This is a genomic window from Pseudomonas sp. Fl4BN1 (assembly GCF_009908285.1).
Classification (GTDB): domain Bacteria; phylum Pseudomonadota; class Gammaproteobacteria; order Pseudomonadales; family Pseudomonadaceae; genus Aquipseudomonas.
This window is the reverse complement of sequence record NZ_JAAARM010000018.1, coordinates 15,412-33,773: the sequence shown is the minus strand read 5'-3', so window position 1 is coordinate 33,773 and position 18,362 is coordinate 15,412. Positions and strand designations below refer to the sequence as shown.

Genomic DNA, 18,362 nt, shown 5'->3' with positions numbered 1-18,362 from the left:
ACACTCGGGCCTCGTGGGGCAATGGACGCATTGTGGCGTTTTTCCCGCAGGCGAGTTATCACGAATTGTTTAACTGTGCGTGAGGATTTGGCGATAACCCCAAGCTTAGGCTGTGCTCATTACCCGCCCGGATGATTTTCGGAGACAGCCATGATTTCACGCCGACAGTTGTTACTGGCAGGCGGCAGCCTGGGGGCGGCGGCCCTGGCCCTCGGGGTGTTGCCACGGTTGGGCGGAAATGGCGCCTTGATCGAACCTGCCGTTGCCGACGAGGTCTTTGAGGTCAGCCACAGCGACAGTGAATGGCGCACCTTGCTCAGCGCCGAGCAGTACCAGGTCTTGCGCAAGGAAGGCACTGAACGCGCCTATACCAGCCCTCTCAACGATGAACACCATGCCGGCACCTTTGCTTGTGCCGGCTGCGCCCTGGCGTTGTTTTCCTCGGCCACCAAGTTCGACAGCCACACCGGCTGGCCAAGTTTCTGGGCGCCTTTGGAACACGCGGTGGCCCAGCGCTCCGACCGGACCTTCGGCATGCAGCGCAACGAGGTGCATTGCCGGCGCTGCGGCGGTCACCTGGGGCATGTGTTTGACGACGGGCCGGCGCCCACCGGTCTGCGCTACTGCATGAATGGCCTGGCCCTGAGCTTCATTCCACAAGCGGCCTGAAACCTGGCTCCGGGAATCTCTTCTTCGCTATAAGGACGACGTCATGTGGCTACTGCTACTCGCTTATCTCGGTGGTGTGCTGACCATTCTCAGCCCGTGCATTCTGCCGGTATTGCCCTTTGTCTTCGCTCGCACCGGGCAGCCGTTTTTGCGCAGTGGCTTGCCGCTGCTGCTGGGGATGGCCCTGACCTTTGCCGTGGTCGCTACCCTGGCGGCAGTGGGCGGCGGCTGGGTGGTGCAAGTCAATCAGTACGGTCGCTGGCTCGCGTTGCTGTTCGTTGCGCTATTCGCGCTGACGCTGCTGCTGCCGCGGCTGGCCGAAAGGCTGACTCGGCCGCTGGTGGCCATGGGCGGCCGGTTGTCAGAGGCTGCCGGCCACGATCCACGGCCGCGGCCCGGCGCTTCGTTGCTGATCGGTGTCGCCACGGGCCTGCTGTGGGCGCCCTGTGCCGGGCCGATTCTCGGCTTGCTGCTGACCGGCGCGGCGCTGCAAGGGGCCAATATCGGCACCAGCCTGTTGTTGCTGGCCTATGCCGCCGGGGCTGCTACCTCCCTGGCCGTGGCGCTGTTGCTGGGAGGCCGGGTGTTTGCCGCCATGAAGCGCTCCCTGGGCGCCGGTGAATGGCTGCGCAAAGGCCTGGGGGCGGCAATGCTGGCGGGGGTGGTGGCGATTGCCATGGGCTGGGACACCGGGATTCTGGCACGGGTCTCCACGGCTTCCACCGGTGGCCTGGAGCAGGTCTTGGTCGGCCGTCTGCTGGGCGGTCCGCAGGACAAGGGCGGGGCGATGATGGCGCAGAATGTGCTTCCCGCCGATCAACCGGAAGCCGGGATGATGGCCGCCGGTGGAGCCATGAAAATGGCCGCTGGTGCATCGGCGCTGCCGGTGGAAGGTCAACTGCCGCCCCTGGACGGCGCGGTGCAATGGCTGAATTCGCCGCCCCTGAGTGCCGAGGCGTTGCAGGGCAAGGTGGTGCTGGTGGATTTCTGGACCTACTCCTGCATCAACTGCCTGCGCAGCCTGCCGTATGTCAAAGCCTGGGCCGAGAAGTACCGCGACCAGGGGCTGGTGGTGATCGGCGTGCATGCGCCGGAGTTCGCCTTTGAGCGAGATGTGGGCAACGTCACCAAGGCCATGAAGGACCTGGGCATCACTTACCCGGTGGCGATCGACAATGACTACACGATCTGGCGCGCCTTCAACAACCAGTACTGGCCGGCCCATTACTTCGCCGATGCCCAGGGGCGGATTCGCTATCACCACTTCGGCGAGGGTGAATACGCCGAATCGGAGCGAGTAATCCAGCAACTGCTGCGCGAAGCCGGGAACACCAAGGTCGCTGGTGGGCTGATCCAGGCCGATGCCCGAGGCGTGCAACAGGCGGCTGAGATGAGCGCCGTGCAGTCGCCGGAAACCTACGTCGGCTATCAGCGCTCGGAGAACTTCGTACCCCAGGCCAGCCTGGCGCCGGACAGCGTGGCGGCGTACAGCGTGCCCACCGAGCTGGCGTTGAACGACTGGGGGCTGCGTGGGCAGTGGCAGGTCGGGGCCGAGAGCGCGGTGGCCACGGCGCCGGGAGCGGCGGTGGTGTATCGCTTCCACGCCCGCGACCTGCACCTGGTGCTGGGCCCGGGGCCCGACGGCCAGCCGGTGCGCTTCAAGGTGCTGATCGATGGGCAGGCGCCGGGTGCCGCCCATGGGGTGGATGTAGCGCCTGATGGCAGTGGTCAGGTCACCGAGCAGCGCCTGTATCAGCTGGTGCGGCAGGAGGGGGAAATCGGCGATCACACCTTCAGCATCGAGTTTCAGCAATCCGGGGTGCAAGCCTATGCCTTTACCTTTGGTTGAGGCGTAGGGCGTGCCCGCGCGGCTTGCTGGGTTCTGGTTTATTTCTGCAGGCCCTGAGCAGGGCCTTGTCGTCCGGCCGCGGCCCGAGCCTGCTGCGGCTACAGGAGGGTGCAAGCATGAAGAGTATTTTGCCGGTGCTAGTGGCGTTGGCGGCATTGGGAATCGCGGGGCAAAGCTCGGCGTTCTCCTTTGGCGGTTCCGAAGATGCAGTGCTGATCGCGCCGCCGACGCTGGATGAAAATAATCCGGCCCGCAGTGAAACAGCAGTGTTTGCCGGCGGTTGCTTCTGGGGCGTCCAAGGCGTGTTCGCGCATGTGAAGGGCGTGCAGCGGGCGGTATCCGGGTATGCTGGAGGTGCGGCGAACACGGCGCAGTACGAGCGAGTCAGCGATGGCGACACCGGCCATGCCGAGTCAGTGCAGGTAACCTTCGACCCGGCTCAGGTCAGCTATGGCAGCCTGTTGCAGATCTATTTTTCGGTGGCTCACAACCCCACCGAACTCAACCGCCAGGGCCCGGACAGCGGCACTCAGTATCGTTCGGCGCTGTTCTTGCAGAGTGCCGAGCAGCAGCGGGTGGCCCAGGCCTATATCGCTCAGCTCGATGCCGCCCGGGTGTTCGATAAACCCATTGTCACGCGCCTGGAAAGTGGCAAGGCGTTTTACCCGGCGGAGGATTATCACCAGGATTTTCTCACCGAGCATCCTTCTTATCCCTACATTGTGATCAACGATCTGCCCAAGGTCGCGCACCTCAAGCAGCTGTTTCCAGAGCGTTATCAGCAACAACCGATCCTGGTCAAAACGGGGCATTAAGGGTTTGGAAAAAACGCTCGAAACAACGGTTTGAATATGGCGTAATCTCGCGCCTGGCTGTTGAGTCGTCCACCGTCCCTGGGGCATGACATGCAAAGGATGCTGTGCAGTGTTTTGAGTCTGGTAATGGTTTCCTCGTTGCTGGGCGGTTGTACCGCGACGCCGGCCAAGGTCAGGCCGGTGGTCACGGGCCCCCAGGTATATGGCTACCCCCTCAATCAGCAACTGAGCGACGAACAGATCCGTCGCCTGACCGACTCCGGGAAGGGATTTGTCGGCTCCCTCAAGCTGTATCAGCAGGTCTTGCCGGACGGCAGTCAGTTCGGGTTCTACGTGGACTCCGACTATTGGCTGGAGGCGTTGACCAGGACCAGCCGAGGGTTCGAAACCGAGAGCGAATGCGTGGCCGCCCAGCAGGCGGACGAAACGCAACTCAAGACCCTGATCGATGACTTCAATGTCCAGCAGGCGCGTCCTGCGGGGGCGCCGCGCGAAGTGGGGGATGTCTACGTCAGCCGGGCACTGGACGCTTGCCAGCGTATCGGTGGGCAAGGACCGGATGCCGAGGCCTTGCGCTATACCCTCTGGGCGACGATGCAGACCGCAACCCTGGATCCCGGGCCAGGTTCGCCACGCAAGGTCGAGACTCCCCATTCTTTGGCCGGGGACGTGGTGGTGATCGTGGTGGCTGGTGCCGTGCTGGCGGTTGTGGTGGTAGCGGCTGTGGCCATGGGGGGATGGGCAGGTCCCTGCGTTAATTTGACGTCGCACAAGGAAGGCGAAGGTCAATGCGAGAAGGACCGCGAGAAGGAGCGCCTGCAAAGAGGCTACTGATGGCGGCCGTTCAATAGCGCCATTTGCGCACCAGGTCCTCGCCATAGCGCTGGCTGATCAGCGCTTCGACGCTGTCATCGTCGTCGTAGACCTCGCCCAGCGTCAGCAGCATCAGCGCATCCAGGTACTCCTCGGCGGACTCGAAGAAGCGCGTCAGCGCTGCACCGGTGTCGTGGTCGAAGTAGTAGACCACGCCGGTTTCCCGTTCAAAGCAGAACATATTGCCGTTGCCCAGGTAATCGCCGAAAGCGATCAACCGTTGAGCCAACCCCAAGTCCAGATCGATCTCGGGGATATCGACGATGCCGGGGTAGGCCTCCAGCAGTGGCTGGATCGCGATGTGCCCAGGCTCGACGCTGCAGAGGATTTCCGCCAGGGACAGCACCCCGAGTTGCCGGTGGTAGTCGCGCAGTGACGGCGGCAATCGGCAGCCCAGGCGTTGCTCCAGTGCTTGCAGGGTTTCCTCGTCGGCGGGCGTCAATTGCGGCTCGTTGATGTGACCTTCCCACAGGGCGCCATAGGCGCCGATCACCGCTAGGTACCAGCTCAGCCGTACGGCCTGATCGGGCAGGATCGGCCAGGCCAGGGGCGGGCAGCCAGCGGGTGGCCATTGCTCGGAAGTGGTTTGATCGGTCATGGAGCGTCCTTGCGGCGATGGTTGAACGGCGAGGGGCTTTATCCGTCGCCAGAGCGCGGGGGTCAACAGCGCCAGCAGAGATTTTTCTGCGCTGTTTCAGGCTGTTTGCCAGTGACTTGCCCCAGCGTTTGTTGAAAAAAAGCCTGGCGCCGGTCCTGGTACTGGAACTTCCGCCGGTTATTGCGGACAAAATTCACCAAGGTACTGCCCGTCGAGTGATTGCTTTGCAAGCGTTTTAACAGGCACCTGCAGCCGGCTTTCGGGAGCCTGGACGCCGCTGCCGGCGGGTATCCACACCTCGGTAATGGTTTTTTCAGCGGGAGGTTTCTTGCTATCGTGACCTCTCCCTCTTTCACGGACGAATATCGAGACAGCCCATGGCGAACTCCACCCCGTCACGCCTCGGCAAGATCCTCCAGGGTCTGCTGTTCACCCTGATCGGCATCGGCCTGCTGGTCATTGCGGTCAATCTCACCCTCGACCGTCGCGAGTTCCTCGCCAGCGCCCAGACTGCCGACGGTATCGTCAGTGATTTGAACGCTGGCGGTTCGCACCCCGAGATCGCCTTCACCAGCAACAGCGGTGAAAAGATTTCCTACCCTCAGGGCGGTTTTATCTTCGGTTACCAGAAGGACCAGCCGGTGCGGGTGTATTACCTGCCCCAGCAGCCGGCCAATAGCGCCATCATCGACGACCCTGCCGCGCTCTGGGCTACCCCGGGAGTCTTGGGTTTCCTCGGCCTGATTTTCGCTATTGCCGGTCTGCTGGGAATCTTCAGCCAGCGCGGCGGGCGCACCATGCAACGATCAAAAGGACTTTGACCCCATGAGCCTGAGCATCCCGATTCCGGTCAATGAAAGTAAATGGCTGTACCAGACCGCCAGCGGCGGCGGCCTGACCGTGGCCCTGGTGGCCGGCAGCGGTGGTTCGATCATCCTGCGCTCGCCCCAGGGCAAGGACGTCAGCTATCGCTATGGCGGTCTCGGCCTGGCCGTGGGGTTTGGTGCCCGCCTGCCGCGTTTTGGCAAGGTCAATATCCAGGTCAAGGGCAAGGGTGTGGCCGGCACCGGTGCTGCGGAAGCCTTCCCGAGCACCGGCAAAGTGTTTGTCAGCGACGCCCTGGCCAGCGGTGACCTGACCGATGACGATATCACCGGACCGTGCATGTACACCGAAGTCGGTGCCGGACTGGTGGTCGGCGGCTCGGCCACGGCGCTGCTGTTCGGCCTCGATCCCAAGTTGCTGGCGTTGTCGATGGCCATGAACTCCAATCCGGCGACCTCGCTCATTGCCGCGTCCACGGTCAACCAGAAGTTGCTGCGCTCAGCCAAGGGCGCGGTGGTCATGGCCGGCATGAATGCCGGTGTACAGGCCGGTGGTGGCGCGGGGATCTACATGGGCTATCTGTTCTAGTGACGCCCGCTGGTGGGCCTGCACTCACAGGCCCGCCAGGCACTCTTGAAGCAGATCCAATCCCTCCTCGAATACTGCAGGCTCCGTGGTCAAGGGTGCCAGCAGGCGGATGATGTGCCGTGACTTGCCGCTGGGCATCAGCAGCAACCCGGCCTCCCGTGCACTGCTCAGCAGTGTGCTCAAATGCTCCGGTGCCGGTTCGCCCCGGTCATTCACCAACTCGATGCCGCGCATGGCGCCGACTCCGGTTAAACGTCCCAGGTACGGGCTGAGCCCACTGGCTTTCCAGTGCTCATAGCGCCCGACAATCGCCTGTTCCTGACGCTCGCCCCAGAGTTGCAGGTGTTCGTCGGTCATTTCCTCCAGGGTGGCGAGGGCTGCAGAGCAGGCGATCGGGTTGCCTGAATAGGTGCCGCCCAAACCACCCTTGGGCAGCACGTCGAGGAGTGCCTTGCGCCCCACCACCGCGCCTAGCGGCAGCCCGCCGCCAATGCTCTTGCCCAGCAGAATCAGGTCCGGCTCGATGCCCAGCCGGGAGAAGGCAAAACGTTGCCCTGTGCGGCCAAAGCCGGACTGGATCTCGTCGGCGATCAGCAAGATCCCATGGCTGTCGCAGAACGACCGCAAGGCTCTGGCGAACTGGGCATCCAGGGCCAGGAAACCGCCTTCGCCCTGCACCGGTTCGAGGATGAAACAGGCCACTTCCTCGACATCGATCTCCACGCTGAACAAGCGTTGCATGGCCTTCAGCGCTTCCTCAGCGCTGACCCCATTGTCCGCACTGGGGTAGGGCAGGTGGTACACCGGACCCGGCAGCACACCCACCTTCTGCTTGTAGGGGGCGACCTTGCCGTTGAGGTTGAGGGTGGCCAGGGTGCGGCCGTGAAAACCGCCGTCGAAGGCGATGACTGCCGTGCGCCCGGTGGCCCCGCGGACGATTTTCAGCGCGTTCTCGGCCGCTTCGGCGCCGCTGTTGGTGAGCATGCCGCTGACCGGATAAGTCACCGGGATAAAGTCCGCCAGGCGCTGCATGAACTCGATGTAGGGGCCGTGGGGTGCAGCGTTGAAGGCGTAGTGGGTGAGTTGGGTGGCCTGCTGCTGGATGGCCGCGACAATGCGTGGATGGCAGTGTCCGAGGTTGAGCACGCCGATGCCGCCGACAAAGTCGATGTAGCGCTTGCCCTCGCTGTCCCAGACCTCGGCGTTGCGGCCGTGGCTGAGGCAGATCGGGTGGACGGTGGAAATCGAACGGCTAATGCTGTCGTGGCTCATGGGGGCGGGCTCTGTCTGCCGGAAACGAGCCCTATCTAAGCCAGCCTCGGGCGCCCGGGACAAACGAAATAAAGTCGCCGGGTCAGTATGAAAATTCCCGATGTGCCATCAGCGCCGACTTAGTGGTCTTGCACCTGTTGCGCTTTGCGTCGGTTGCGCCAATGACGGACCAGGGCCGCGATGGCTACCAGGGCCACCACCGCCAGGAAGATCGGCAGGCGATAGGGTTTCAGGTCGCCCAGGAAGTGCTGCAGCGCTTCACCGGCCCAGTAGCCGGCGCTGACGAACAGGGTGGCCCAGACCGCCGCGCCCAGCACGTTGAGCAAGGCGAAGCGCCACGGTGCCAGGCCACTGGCGCCGATCACCATCGGGCCGACCAGGCGCATGCCGTAGAGAAAGCGTACGGCGAACACCGAGGTCGAGGGATAGCGTTCGATCAGCCCCTTGACCCGGTCGATGGCCGCCTGGTGTCGCTTGAGTTTGGGCAGCAGGCGGGCACCGGAGTAGCGTCCGGTCCAGAACAGCAGTTGATCGCCGAGGATCCCGCCGAGGGTGGCCCAGCCCACCACCTGCAGCCATTGCAGGGTGCCCTGGTGCGCGGCCATGCCGCCGAGGATCAACACCGTTTCGCCCTCCAGCAGGCAACCGATGAAGATCACCCAATAGCCGTAGGCGGCGATCAGGGCGTTGAGGTCGAGGTGTTCAAGCATGGGCAGGGCCTTCTGGACTGGGCGCGAAAGCAAGCAGCGCGACAATGATGCGACAAAGAACTCTGATTCCATCCGCAGGCACAAGTGCCCAGGATATTCGTCGGGGGCTAGAACCATGGAGCGAGGTCATGTCATCAGGACCCAGCGTAGACAATGGGTCAGTTTGCCCGCTTCGGCAGCATTGCAGGAGGGGGTGACGGAAGTCGAGGTGCTCGTTATCGGTCGGCCCCGGGTCATGGTCGCGGCAGGGGAGCGCTGGGACAGTTGGTTTGATGAGGAGCCCGCAAGCGAGGAGTTCATCGGTGAGCGGGATCAGCTTTCGACGGCATCGGCCTTTACGCGATTGGCAGACTTCGACGAGGGATAACGTATCTCGACCTTGGCACCGATATGCATCAGTGCGTCTTGCCAGACCTTGAACTGTTGCGGCCAGGCTTCGATCACTTTGAATGGGCCGCCGGTCACTAATTCCTTGGCGACTGACGGGCTGATGGCCATGGCTTGGCGGATCAAGGCAAAAACCTTGGCAGGGGCAGGGCCGACCTCGGTGATCCAAAGTGCCGGATCACTGTTGGCGAGGGGCTCGTAACCCGCGAAGCGGCCATATTGCCTGGTCAGCAACGTCATGGCGTCGGCGTAGCTCAGTGCGGCCAGCGCTTGGGCGCTGGCCAAGTGTTCATTGCAGAACCATGGATAACCATGAGGATGCCCTGCGCTGCCTTGAGCCAGGGGGCGATAGTCAGCGAATTGCACCAGGTCTCCACCACCTCCGGTATGGAAGTGCTCGGAGCAAAAATCGTTGTGGCAGAGGTCGCAAATCGGTGGCTTCATCGGTTGATCACTTCCTGCGTATTTGAGCGCTTGGTCTCATTGCGCCGAAGTCACACAGTCTGCCCCAGCACCCACGCCCAGAACATCCCCGCGCCATACAACCCCAGCCCGAACACCGAATGTGCGATCAGGCTGCGCAGCCGGGCCAGGTTCGGCTTGGGCATCTTGCTTGCCGCGACCCCAGCGCCCATGCCGGGTTGCATGATGAGAAACGGTGCGCACACCGTGAGTACTCCGACCACCAGCGCCGGTGCCAGCGTTGGCTGCGACGCCCACTCCAGGCCGTAGACCCGTAGCAGCGCGGCGGCGAAGGCAATGCCGATCAGGTAATGGGCCAGCCAGCCCAGGGCGCGTTCACCCGGTACCGCAGCGGCCAGGGCGATGTTCTGATGCACGAACTGCCCTCGAGGAAAGTGGCCGATCCAGCGTCCGACCATGGCCCAGTTGGCTGCGGGAATTTTCAGTACTCGCTGTTGAAACACGGCCCAGAGATCGAGGATGACTGTCGCGCCGACACCGATCGGCAGCGCCTGTAAAATCAACGCCATGAGTTCATGCATAAAGACTCCTTGAAGCACGATGCACAGTGGTTCAGCCCAGGGCTCTCGTGTGTTAAGATTTCATTCAATTTAATGATTGAATGATCAGTAAAGCAGCAGGAGCTGTCAATGAGCGATTCGAATTTTCTTCAACAGCCCCTGGCCGACATGGCCGAGTTGGCGCGGATTCTCGGGCACCACCACCGCTTGATCCTGCTGCAGCACATCGCTGGCGGCGAGCAGCCGGTGGAACGCCTGGTGGAAGCCTCGGGCCTTTCGGTGGCCAACACTTCCCAGCACCTGCAACAGCTGCGTCGGGGTGGTTTGGTGCAGACCCGGCGTGATGGCAAGCGCGTGCTCTACAGCCTGAGTCAGGGGCCGGTTACCGCGGTGCTTGGCGCCCTGCGCCAATACGTCGACTACAACCACGGGCAGATCCGTGAACTGCTGGCCGACAGCGTTCAGCAGCCGGCGCGGTTGGAAGGCATTTCCCGGCAAGAGCTGCGCCAACGCCTGCAGGAAGGCGGCATGACCCTGCTGGACGTGCGCCCACCGGAAGAGTTCGCTCAAGGGCATTTGCCGGGGGCGATCAACATCCCGCTGGAAGAGCTGGAACAGCGTCTTGCCGAACTGCCGGTGGACCAGGAGTTGGTAGCCTACTGCCGTGGCCCGTATTGCGTGTTGTCACAGAATGCCGCGGCGTTGCTGCGTGCCAAGGGCTTCAAGGTGCGCCGCCTGGACGATGGTTTTATCGACTGGCAGGCTGCGGGGCTGGGCGTGGAAAGCACCGAGTAAAAGCGTCGCAGAGCGGGCCATACAGGACATTGCCTACAGGGCCATGATCCATATCAACGGGCTTTTCAGAAAAATCCGCTACAAGGGAAACAGGCTCGAACTCACAAGGTATCGAGCCCCGGGCCGGCACCGTGACGGCCTGAGACAACCAATAAAAACCTTTGTGGATATCGGCCGAGGGGACCACCCCAGGCGGATTTTAAAGGAATAACCTGATGGCTTTATCTCTGTCACGCCTGTGCCTGCTGGGCGCCGCGCTGCTCTGCGTATACCCTGCCCAAGGCAGCGAGCCGACCCCGGCAGCCGCTGTTTCCACCCCCGATTCCGACCTGATCCAGCGTGGCCAGTACGTGGCCCAACTCGGCGACTGCATCGCCTGCCACACCGCCAAGGGCGGGGCGACCATGGCCGGCGGCCTGGAGTTGAAGACGCCCATGGGCACTATCTATTCCAGCAACATTACCCCGGACCGTGACACCGGTATTGGCAGCTACAGCTTCGAACAATTCGACCGCGCCATGCGCGAAGGCGTGACCCCGGATGGCAGTCATCTGTACCCGGCTATGCCGTATCCGTCCTACGCCAAGATGAGCGAAGAGGACATGCGGGCGCTCTATGCCTACCTGTTGCACGGCGTGGAAGCGGTGGCCCAGGGCAACCTGGAGGCCGACATGGGCTTCCCTTTCAACCAGCGCTGGGGCCTGTGGTTCTGGAACCTGGTATTCGTCGATAACCAGCCGTTCAAGGCCGATCCAGGCAAGGACGAGCAGCTCAACCGCGGCGCCTATCTGGTCCAGGGCCTGGGCCACTGTGGTTCCTGCCATACCCCGCGGGGCATTGCCTTCCAGGAGAAGGCCATGAGCGACACCGGGTCCGGCGGCCAGCACTACCTGGCCGGCGAGACGGTGGAAGAGTGGCGGGCCCTGAGCCTGCGCAACCTGTGGACCGTGGAAGACACGGTGCAGTTGCTCAAGACCGGGCAGAACCGCTTTGCCACGGTGTCCGGCAACATGGCTGATGTGATCCATCACAGTACCCAGCATTTCACCGATGCAGACCTGACGGCCATTGCCGCTTACTTGAAGTCGCTGCCGGCGGGCAAGGACGACCTGCCAATGCCCGCGGTGGTACTGACCCCGGCGGCTGCGCCAAGCAACCTGTTCACTTCCCGCGGCGGCCTGGGCTACGCGCAGTTCTGCTCCGACTGCCATCGCCAGGACGGCGCAGGCGTACCGCAGATGTTCCCATCCCTGGCGGGTAACCCCAGCATCGCCTCGGCCAATCCGACGTCCTTGCTGCACATCACCCTGACCGGTTGGCAGACCGCCCAGACCGCTGCTCACCCACGGGTTTACACCATGCCCGGGTTCGCCCAACTGGCGGATAGCGAGATCGCCGAGATCCTCAGTTTCGTGCGCAGCAGCTGGGGCAACAACGGCTCGGCCATCAGCGCCGACCAGGTGAAAAAGATGCGCGCACAGCTGAGCCCGCAAGTGGAAAACACCTTGTTCGAAACTCCGCGCCTGGCCAACCTGCTGGCGGCGCCGAACGCCGAGCAAGTGGTGCGCGGCATGCGCTTGCACCTGGAAACCAAGGCCCTGCTGCCGGACAACGTTGGCAACTCGCTGAACTGCACCAGTTGCCACCTCAACGCCGGCACCGTGGCCGACGGTTCACCCTTTGTCGGCGTCTCGGCATTCTTCCCCGGCTACGCGCCGCGGGCGGGCAAGACCATCACCCTGGAGGAGCGCATCAACGGCTGCTTCCGTCGCTCCATGCACGGCAAGCCGCTGCCGGTGAACGGTGCCGACATGCAAGCGATGGTCGCCTACTTCGAGTGGATGAAAATGAACACCCGCCCCGAAGACAAGGTGGCCGGCCGCGGTGTGGGCAAGATCGACCCGTCGCTCAAGCCCGATGCCGAGAACGGCAAACAGGTGTACGCCAAGCAATGCGCGGTGTGTCACGGGGCTGATGGCGAGGGCCTGAAACGTGCCGACGGCAGCCTGATCTTTCCACCGCTGTGGGGCGATCAATCGTTCAACATCGGCGCCGGCATGGCCCGCACCAACACCGCTGCGGCCTTCGTCAAACGCAACATGCCGATTGGTTTCCACGAGAAATTCCCCCTGGGCCAGGGCGGTCTTTCGGATCAGGAAGCATTGGACGTGGCTGAATACTTCTCTCATCAGCCGCGCCCGGACTTCCCGGACAAGGTCAAGGACTGGCCTAACGGCGGCTGCCCGGCGGACGCGCGCTACTGATCACTGCAACAGCGGCTACCCAGTAGTCGCTGTTGCAAGGTTGCTCAAGCCTCGGCTTTCTTCGCCTGCTCTAGTGCTGTCTTGAGATGCGGTACGGCGTACTGGGAATACCAGTGCTGCATGCCGCTGATGGCCTGCTTGGCCGGCGCACTGTCCCTGGCGCCGATCAGCTCGGCGCAGGCCTGGGCCATGGCCACCAGCGCCCGCGCGGATTCGGGTACATAAGGCAGGGACGTACCCTGGTCGTGACGCTCCTGGATGATCCGGTAGCGCAGGTTTTCCGGCAGGGTCCAGGCACTGATCAGAAACTCATGCACCGAATAGTCCCGCCCGTCGATCGGCACCTTGGCCGAACGATATTCCTCGCGGTAACCGGCGGCTTCGATCTGTTCGCAGCTGTCGATTACCGTGTTCATCATGTCGCGGATTTGCTGCCAGTCAGTGCTCATCATTCTTCCTTGTGGGCTGGGTGAAAACACGGATAAAAAACCTGCAGGCGTTCTGTTGCACCGATGTAAGATTGCCATCATTTCCCGCCGGGCATTCGCTGTCAGTCCATCAAGGATGAATCATGAGGCTTCCTTCGATTCTTTTGCTGAGCCTGTCCCTGGGCCTCAGTGGTTGCAGTTACCGGGTGCCGGACGATGCTGGCGAAACCGCGCTGATCCGCATCGTCGCCAAAGGCTCGGTGCATGGCGTGCCCTACAGTGACTGCGTCGACTCGAGCAAGCCGGGCTCGGGGCTGATGGTCCGGCCCCATCGCGGCATTGCCCACCCCAACTTCCGCAACCTGGGCATTCCGATGACGGCCGAGACCGACCGCGTGCGCCGCCAGGAAGGCTTTGGCGCCAACGAACTGAAGATCCCGGCCAACCGCCCGTTCGCCTTCTTGTACTCCAACAGGGAAGAGGGAATGAGTCGGGACTACCTCGCCGTGTGCAAGCAGAAAGTGACCTTCGTCCCCGAGGCCGGTGCGACCTATCAGATGGAGTTTTTCCAGGATCAGATGTGCACCGCATTGCTGCGCAAGATCGATGAACATGGAGCAAAGCTGCCGGAGCCGGTAGCGCTGCACTCTACCGATTTCTGCAACGCCAATGCGCGACATTACGGGCAGTAGTGCTGGCAGGTTTGCTCCCAGAGATAAGCGCCGCGAAAGCGAATCCAGTAGCCGGCGGCTTCGATCAGCGTGTTCATCATGTTGCGGATCTGTTGCCACCCGATAGGCATCATTGCTCCTTGCGCGCGGGCTAAAAGGGCTGGAGAAAAATCTCCGGACGTCCAGTTTGCCTGCTGTAAGATTGCCATCCTTTGCCCCGTCCCCCCCTTTGCAGTCGATCCATCAAGGATGAATCATGAGGTTTCACTCGCTTTTGTTGCTAGGCCTGTCCCTGGGGCTTGGTGGCTGTACCTATGTCTCGACACTCAAGGCCACTGCCGTGAGCTACCGCGGGCCGGCCGCGGCCGCAGACACCGCGCTTATTCGTATCGTTGCACAGGGGTTGGTGCGTGGTGTGCCCGATAGCGATTGCGTCGACTGGCGCAAACCGGGCTCGGGCCTGATGGTCAAGCCCCATCGTGGCCGCCCCAACCCGAACTTTCGCAACCTGGGCATTCCGATGACGGCCGAGACCGATCGCATGCGTCGCCAGGAGGGTTTTGGCGCCAACGAACTGAGGCTTCCGGCCAATCGCCCGTTCGCTTTCCAGTTCTACAATACCGAGCCGGGTATGAGCCGGGACTTTCGCGCCGTGTGTGAGCAAAGCGTGACCTTCGTCCCCGAGGCCGGCGCAACCTATCAGATGGTCTTTCTCCAGGACGGCATGTGCACCGCGATGTTGCGCAAGATCGATGCCCAGGGCCGGATGCTGCCGGAGCCGGTGGGCCTCAAACCCAGCGACTACTGTTCTGCCGATGCCCGATTGAACGACTCCAGGTAAGGCGCTCAGTGGCGGTAGTGCTGGCAGATCTCTTTCCAGATATAGGCGCCACGAAAGCGGATCCAGCGGATAAACAGGTCGTCGCGAAATGCCTGTATGCGGCTGTTGCGGCGCCGCTCCAGGCTGTTTTCGATGGCCTCCAGCAACCACTCGCGCTGAAAGCCCTGCCAGATATCCGGGATCACCGACATCAGGTTGACGTAGCATACCGGCGCTACCTCGTAGTACAGGATGCGTTCCACCTCGGCGCGATCGTAAGCCTCGGTTTCCCGGGCGATGTAGGGGTATCCACCTCGTTATCTATAAAAGCGTCTGACAGCACGTAGCGAATGTCGGCCCGTTGTTCCGGGGTGATTTGAGCTGACATGACACTTTCCTTCCTGCTCTCAATGTCCATTGAAATAGATGGCTCCCTGTCCTGGTTTCGTGCTCGCCGGGCCGGTGAGTTTCGCGGCTGCCTATAGATCAAGCGCAACCAGCAGAACCGCAAACAGCACATACAGCAGGGCCATCGAAGCCAGCAGCGTGCGCGAGATTATGCCTTTGCGGAAAGCGAAGAACAGGGTGCTCACACCCAGCAAGGTAATGACTGCCGCCAACACCAGGGATTTATCCAGCAACCACGGGGTGAAGAACAGGCAAAACGCGGTGGGCACAGTGGCCTGGATCATCATGGCGCCGCTGATGTTGGCCAGTGCCAGGCGATATTTGCCCTGGCGCACCCAGATAATGGCATTCAGAGTCTCAGGCAGTTCGGTGGCAATCGGGCTGAGCAGCAGCGCCAGCAATTGCGGATGGATACCCAGCATCGGGCCCAGGGCATCGAGTTGCCCGACGAAGACGTGCGAGGCGGCAAAGATGACCAGCAAGGCGGTCAGTGTTTGCAACACCGCCGCTGAGGTCGACGGTGTCGCTTGGCGAGGCGATAGCTTCAGGGGTTCGATGTCCTGCTCTTCGTCGTCGTGCTCGGCACGCATTTCCTTGCAGAAATACGCCACATAGGCTGCCAGAAAGACGATCCCCAGCCAGGGCTTGTAGGCAAACACCACCAGGCCCAGGGCAATCTTCACCACGAAAATGGTAATGAACCAGCCTTGGTCGCGGCTGAGTCGCTTGAAGTCCTGGCGGATGGCGTCGGTATCCGCCAAGCGCTTGCGCGACAGCAGCAGCGTCACGCCCACTACCGCATAGGCGATGGTCACCAGGACCAGCGGGCCCCCCAGCGCCGCACCGATACCTAGCGACTTCTGAGCCTCGGTGCCACCGAACACCACGGCAATAAAGGTGATGACGCTTTCAGGCAGGGCAGTTCCGAAGGCCGCGAGGATGGAACCCGTGGCCTGCTGGCCAACGGCAAGCTTGCGCCCGACCCATTCCACACCGTTGACGAAGTATTCGCAGGCCAGATAGATAACGACGGCGGAGCCCAGAAGCAACGCAAGGGTGATGGGCATTGAATGCATGAGGAAACCTGGGGACGGACACAAGAGCCAATGGTTCGGACACCCGTGTCCGACCCAGGACAGGTGTCTTCACCAATGGTCTTGCCAAGTCGTACGACCGGTCACGCCATGGCTTGCCAGCCAAGTATGTTGACGTGACCCCCTTCAGCAAACGAAGGCGGCTACTCCCCAAGGGAGGCGCGATCCTAGTGGCGCAGAACCGGTGCGTCAACCGCTATGGTTGTGCAACTGATGAGATGCCCAGGTGAAGGATTTTCATTCGTACTGCCCTGCTGTTTATTGCGCGCCATGCCGCTTTGAAGCGGTGCCGTGTGGGCGAAAAAAGCTGAAAAATGGAGGTTTTTTCGCTTTTTTCCGGTCCTTCAGGGGAGCGTTTCTGGAGTAGTAGCGGATTAATCTGGCGCAATCATCCGCGTCGGCGCGGTGCCATCGGCATTGTGCTGATAAATCGCTGTGGGCTGCCCCTGCTCATTGAAAAACACCTGGCCAATCCCCGATGAGTTCCACAGCCGCTCCCCGGCCTCTGCATGTTCGGGTACATGGGGAATCACCTTCATCAGCCGGCGCTTGGTGAACCAGTTCAAGGGCGAACGCGGTGAATAGAGCCAGCGATTGAGGCGGTCGAACCACTCCAGCAGGGCGGCGGGGAATTGGTTCTTGATGCCGCTGCTGGTGATCTGCCAGATCCGCGGGCCGCCTTTGCGATGACGGATCAGTACTTCGTAGACGAAGGAGTAGTGCACATCGCCGGAGAGAATCACGTAGCTGCCCGGGGTCCGCGAGTGGCGGAAAATATTCAGGATCACCTGGGCCGAGCCGCGGTGGGCCATCCAGTTTTCCGCGTCCACCAGCAGCGGGTAGCCGCACCAACTGAAGACTTTCTGCACCGTCTCGATCAGCTTGACGCCGAAGATCGGCGCCGGGGACACGATGATCGCCGAGGGGTGGTCCAGCAGTTCATGTTGCAATTCGCTCAGGGCTTCCCAGTCCAGCAGGCCCGAGGGTTGGGCCAGGTTGAACTCACTGCGCCAGCGTCGGGTGCGGGTGTCCAGTACGACCAGTGCGGGGCTGCTGGGCAGCACGTACTGCCAGTGCTGGAAGCGCAGCAAATGGTCGATCAATTCATCCTGGTCGGCGCAGTTCAGCTCTTGCCCGTTGTGTGCCGTGGCGCTCAAGGCGCGGGTTTGCTCCAGTAGCGGGCCGAAGGCATCCGGGTTGTTGCCCCAGCCCTGGCACAGCAGGTAGGCCAGCAAGGCGTTGCCGATGATGCGCTTGGAGAAGGAATGGCCGTAGGCGGTTTCTTCCCACTGGGCGCTGAGGTTCCAGTCATCGGTGATGTCGTGGTCGTCGAAGATCATCAGCGTCGAGAGATGGGCGAAGACCCGCGCCACGCCGTCCAGGTCGCTGACGAAAGCGTCGATGGGCTGCTGTTCCTTGGCGTAGCGCGCCTGCTGTTCCGGCGTCAGTTGTGGTGGCTGCGGTGCGATCAAGGTCCATGGCACGGGCGACCAGACCAGCAGGTACATGGCCAGCACTTCGGCGAAGGTCACCAAGTGGTTGTCGGCGTTGCTGCTGGTGAAGATCGGCTTCTTCACTCCGCCGAAAAATCGCTCGCGCAGGGTTTCGTTGCTCTTCAATGCCGGGAGCAATTCGGCGCGCTGGTAGTAGCTGGCTCGATGGCGATAGAGCGCGGCGCTGTCGTCCACCACCGCGCCTTCCAGATGCTCGTCGAACAGACCCAGACGCTCGATCAAGGCATGAATCGCCCGCAGCATGGGGCCGGCCACATCGTCGGCATACACCTGGTCGCCGCTCATCATCAGTAATGCCGGCCGCTGCTGGGGCTCAGGCGTTTGCGCCAGCAGGCGGTCGACACAGAGCAAGCCGTCGCTGGAGGGGTGATGGGGCTTGCGGCAGGAGCCGTGGAGCAGGTTGTCGATGCGGCTGTGGAGCACGAACTCCGGGCGTTGCTTGCCGCTGTAGAGCAGATGTGGCGCCCAGTCGGCGATGGCGCAAGCACCGTCCTCGGCCTCACTGATCAGCAGGTCATAGGCAATCGCCACGTCCTGGGGCAGGGGGGCGTCCAGGGGCACATCGATCAAGTGGATAAACGCCTGGCGCCCCACCGGGATGACCTGGCATTGCCGGCTGTCGAGTGCGATGTCCTGTGTCGGGCTGCCGCTGGCTTGCAGGAGCAAGGTCAGCGACAACGGCCGCGAACCCACCAGCCACAGCACCAGCCGCGTCGGCTCCAGGCGCCGTAGTAACGGGCCGGCGAGAACAGAGGGCAGATTGGGCGTGGTCAGGGGCATGTGCAGCGGTGTCTCTCTG

General features: G+C 62.3%; 20 protein-coding genes and 1 riboswitch. Of the genes, 10 read left to right on the top strand and 10 right to left on the bottom strand.

The annotated features are described in order from the left end of the window. Positions 1-150: 150 nt before the first annotated feature. The 4 genes from msrB to GV818_RS20135 all read left to right on the top strand — a co-directional run bounded on the left by msrB (position 151) and on the right by GV818_RS20135 (position 4,167). Positions 151-669, top strand: coding sequence for a peptide-methionine (R)-S-oxide reductase MsrB (gene msrB / locus GV818_RS20150; RefSeq protein ID WP_161777343.1), 519 nt, complete (start codon positions 151-153; stop codon positions 667-669). A gap of 43 nt (positions 670-712) precedes the next feature. Then, on the top strand, positions 713-2,518 hold the full coding sequence (locus GV818_RS20145; RefSeq protein ID WP_161777342.1) for a cytochrome c biogenesis protein DipZ: 1,806 nt from the start codon (positions 713-715) through the stop codon (positions 2,516-2,518). Between the two features lie 116 nt (positions 2,519-2,634). Further along, positions 2,635-3,333 carry a peptide-methionine (S)-S-oxide reductase MsrA gene (msrA, locus tag GV818_RS20140; protein WP_161777341.1) on the top strand — a complete coding sequence of 233 codons (699 nt, stop codon included), beginning with the start codon at positions 2,635-2,637 and terminating at the stop codon, positions 3,331-3,333. A gap of 126 nt (positions 3,334-3,459) precedes the next feature. Then, positions 3,460-4,167, top strand: a complete 708-nt coding sequence (locus GV818_RS20135; protein WP_161777340.1) for a hypothetical protein — start codon at positions 3,460-3,462, stop codon at positions 4,165-4,167. Between the two features lie 10 nt (positions 4,168-4,177). On the opposite strand, the gene GV818_RS20130 is transcribed toward GV818_RS20135, so the two are convergent. Further along, the gene (locus tag GV818_RS20130; protein ID WP_161777339.1) at positions 4,178-4,804 is read right to left on the bottom strand and encodes an SMI1/KNR4 family protein; all 627 of its coding nucleotides are present in this window, start codon (positions 4,802-4,804) and stop codon (positions 4,178-4,180) included. A gap of 377 nt (positions 4,805-5,181) precedes the next feature. On the opposite strand from GV818_RS20130, the gene GV818_RS20125 reads away from it, so the two are divergent. Together GV818_RS20125 and GV818_RS20120 are read left to right on the top strand one after the other, a co-directional pair. Then, on the top strand, positions 5,182-5,625 hold the full coding sequence (locus GV818_RS20125) for a DUF3592 domain-containing protein (protein ID WP_161777338.1): 444 nt from the start codon (positions 5,182-5,184) through the stop codon (positions 5,623-5,625). Positions 5,626-5,629: 4 nt separating this feature from the next. After that, positions 5,630-6,217, top strand: a complete 588-nt coding sequence (locus GV818_RS20120; protein WP_161756678.1) for a hypothetical protein — start codon at positions 5,630-5,632, stop codon at positions 6,215-6,217. A gap of 24 nt (positions 6,218-6,241) precedes the next feature. On the opposite strand, the gene GV818_RS20115 is transcribed toward GV818_RS20120, so the two are convergent. The 4 genes from GV818_RS20115 to GV818_RS20100 all read right to left on the bottom strand — a co-directional run bounded on the left by GV818_RS20115 (position 6,242) and on the right by GV818_RS20100 (position 9,590). After that, a complete protein-coding gene (locus tag GV818_RS20115) occupies positions 6,242-7,489 on the bottom strand; it encodes a 2-aminoadipate transaminase (RefSeq protein WP_161756677.1) in 1,248 nt (415 codons plus the stop codon). A gap of 119 nt (positions 7,490-7,608) precedes the next feature. Next, positions 7,609-8,199 (bottom strand): DedA family protein, encoded by a 591-nt coding sequence (locus GV818_RS20110; RefSeq protein ID WP_161777337.1) that lies wholly within the window; start codon positions 8,197-8,199, stop codon positions 7,609-7,611. 312 nt (positions 8,200-8,511) lie between these two features. After that, a complete protein-coding gene (locus tag GV818_RS20105) occupies positions 8,512-9,030 on the bottom strand; it encodes a hypothetical protein (RefSeq protein ID WP_161756675.1) in 519 nt (172 codons plus the stop codon). 50 nt (positions 9,031-9,080) lie between these two features. After that, the gene (locus tag GV818_RS20100; RefSeq protein ID WP_161777336.1) at positions 9,081-9,590 is read right to left on the bottom strand and encodes a DUF2938 domain-containing protein; all 510 of its coding nucleotides are present in this window, start codon (positions 9,588-9,590) and stop codon (positions 9,081-9,083) included. A 108-nt stretch (positions 9,591-9,698) separates the two neighbouring features. Here GV818_RS20100 and GV818_RS20095 point away from each other — a divergent pair, with 108 nt between their 5' ends. Then, the gene (locus tag GV818_RS20095; protein WP_161777335.1) at positions 9,699-10,364 is read left to right on the top strand and encodes an ArsR/SmtB family transcription factor; all 666 of its coding nucleotides are present in this window, start codon (positions 9,699-9,701) and stop codon (positions 10,362-10,364) included. 215 nt (positions 10,365-10,579) lie between these two features. After that, complete coding sequence (locus tag GV818_RS20090) at positions 10,580-12,628, top strand: c-type cytochrome (protein WP_161777334.1); 2,049 nt, start codon at positions 10,580-10,582, stop codon at positions 12,626-12,628. A 44-nt stretch (positions 12,629-12,672) separates the two neighbouring features. Here the strand turns inward: GV818_RS20090 and GV818_RS20085 are convergent, their stop codons facing one another. Next, positions 12,673-13,077, bottom strand: a complete 405-nt coding sequence (locus GV818_RS20085; RefSeq protein WP_161777333.1) for a hypothetical protein — start codon at positions 13,075-13,077, stop codon at positions 12,673-12,675. A gap of 122 nt (positions 13,078-13,199) precedes the next feature. Here GV818_RS20085 and GV818_RS20080 point away from each other — a divergent pair, with 122 nt between their 5' ends. Beyond that, on the top strand, positions 13,200-13,748 hold the full coding sequence (locus tag GV818_RS20080; protein ID WP_161756670.1) for a hypothetical protein: 549 nt from the start codon (positions 13,200-13,202) through the stop codon (positions 13,746-13,748). Here GV818_RS20080 and GV818_RS34520 read toward each other — a convergent pair. After that, positions 13,736-13,858 carry a hypothetical protein gene (locus GV818_RS34520; RefSeq protein ID WP_256667497.1) on the bottom strand — a complete coding sequence of 41 codons (123 nt, stop codon included), beginning with the start codon at positions 13,856-13,858 and terminating at the stop codon, positions 13,736-13,738. The genes GV818_RS20080 and GV818_RS34520 overlap by 13 nt on opposite strands. Positions 13,859-13,983: 125 nt before the next feature. On the opposite strand from GV818_RS34520, the gene GV818_RS20075 reads away from it, so the two are divergent. After that, positions 13,984-14,568, top strand: coding sequence for a hypothetical protein (locus GV818_RS20075; RefSeq protein WP_161756669.1), 585 nt, complete (start codon positions 13,984-13,986; stop codon positions 14,566-14,568). A gap of 5 nt (positions 14,569-14,573) precedes the next feature. On the opposite strand, the gene GV818_RS20070 is transcribed toward GV818_RS20075, so the two are convergent. From GV818_RS20070 to GV818_RS20060, 3 genes are all read right to left on the bottom strand, one after another. Next, on the bottom strand, positions 14,574-14,810 hold the full coding sequence (locus tag GV818_RS20070; protein ID WP_256679498.1) for a DUF7079 family protein: 237 nt from the start codon (positions 14,808-14,810) through the stop codon (positions 14,574-14,576). A gap of 216 nt (positions 14,811-15,026) precedes the next feature. Then, entirely contained in the window at positions 15,027-16,031 is a 1,005-nt protein-coding gene (locus GV818_RS20065; protein WP_178125017.1) for a sodium:calcium antiporter, read from the bottom strand. Positions 16,032-16,039: 8 nt separating this feature from the next. Continuing rightward, positions 16,040-16,209: riboswitch (yybP-ykoY riboswitch) on the bottom strand. A gap of 214 nt (positions 16,210-16,423) precedes the next feature. Beyond that, a complete protein-coding gene (locus tag GV818_RS20060) occupies positions 16,424-18,343 on the bottom strand; it encodes an alkaline phosphatase D family protein (protein WP_161777332.1) in 1,920 nt (639 codons plus the stop codon). Positions 18,344-18,362: the final 19 nt, after the last annotated feature.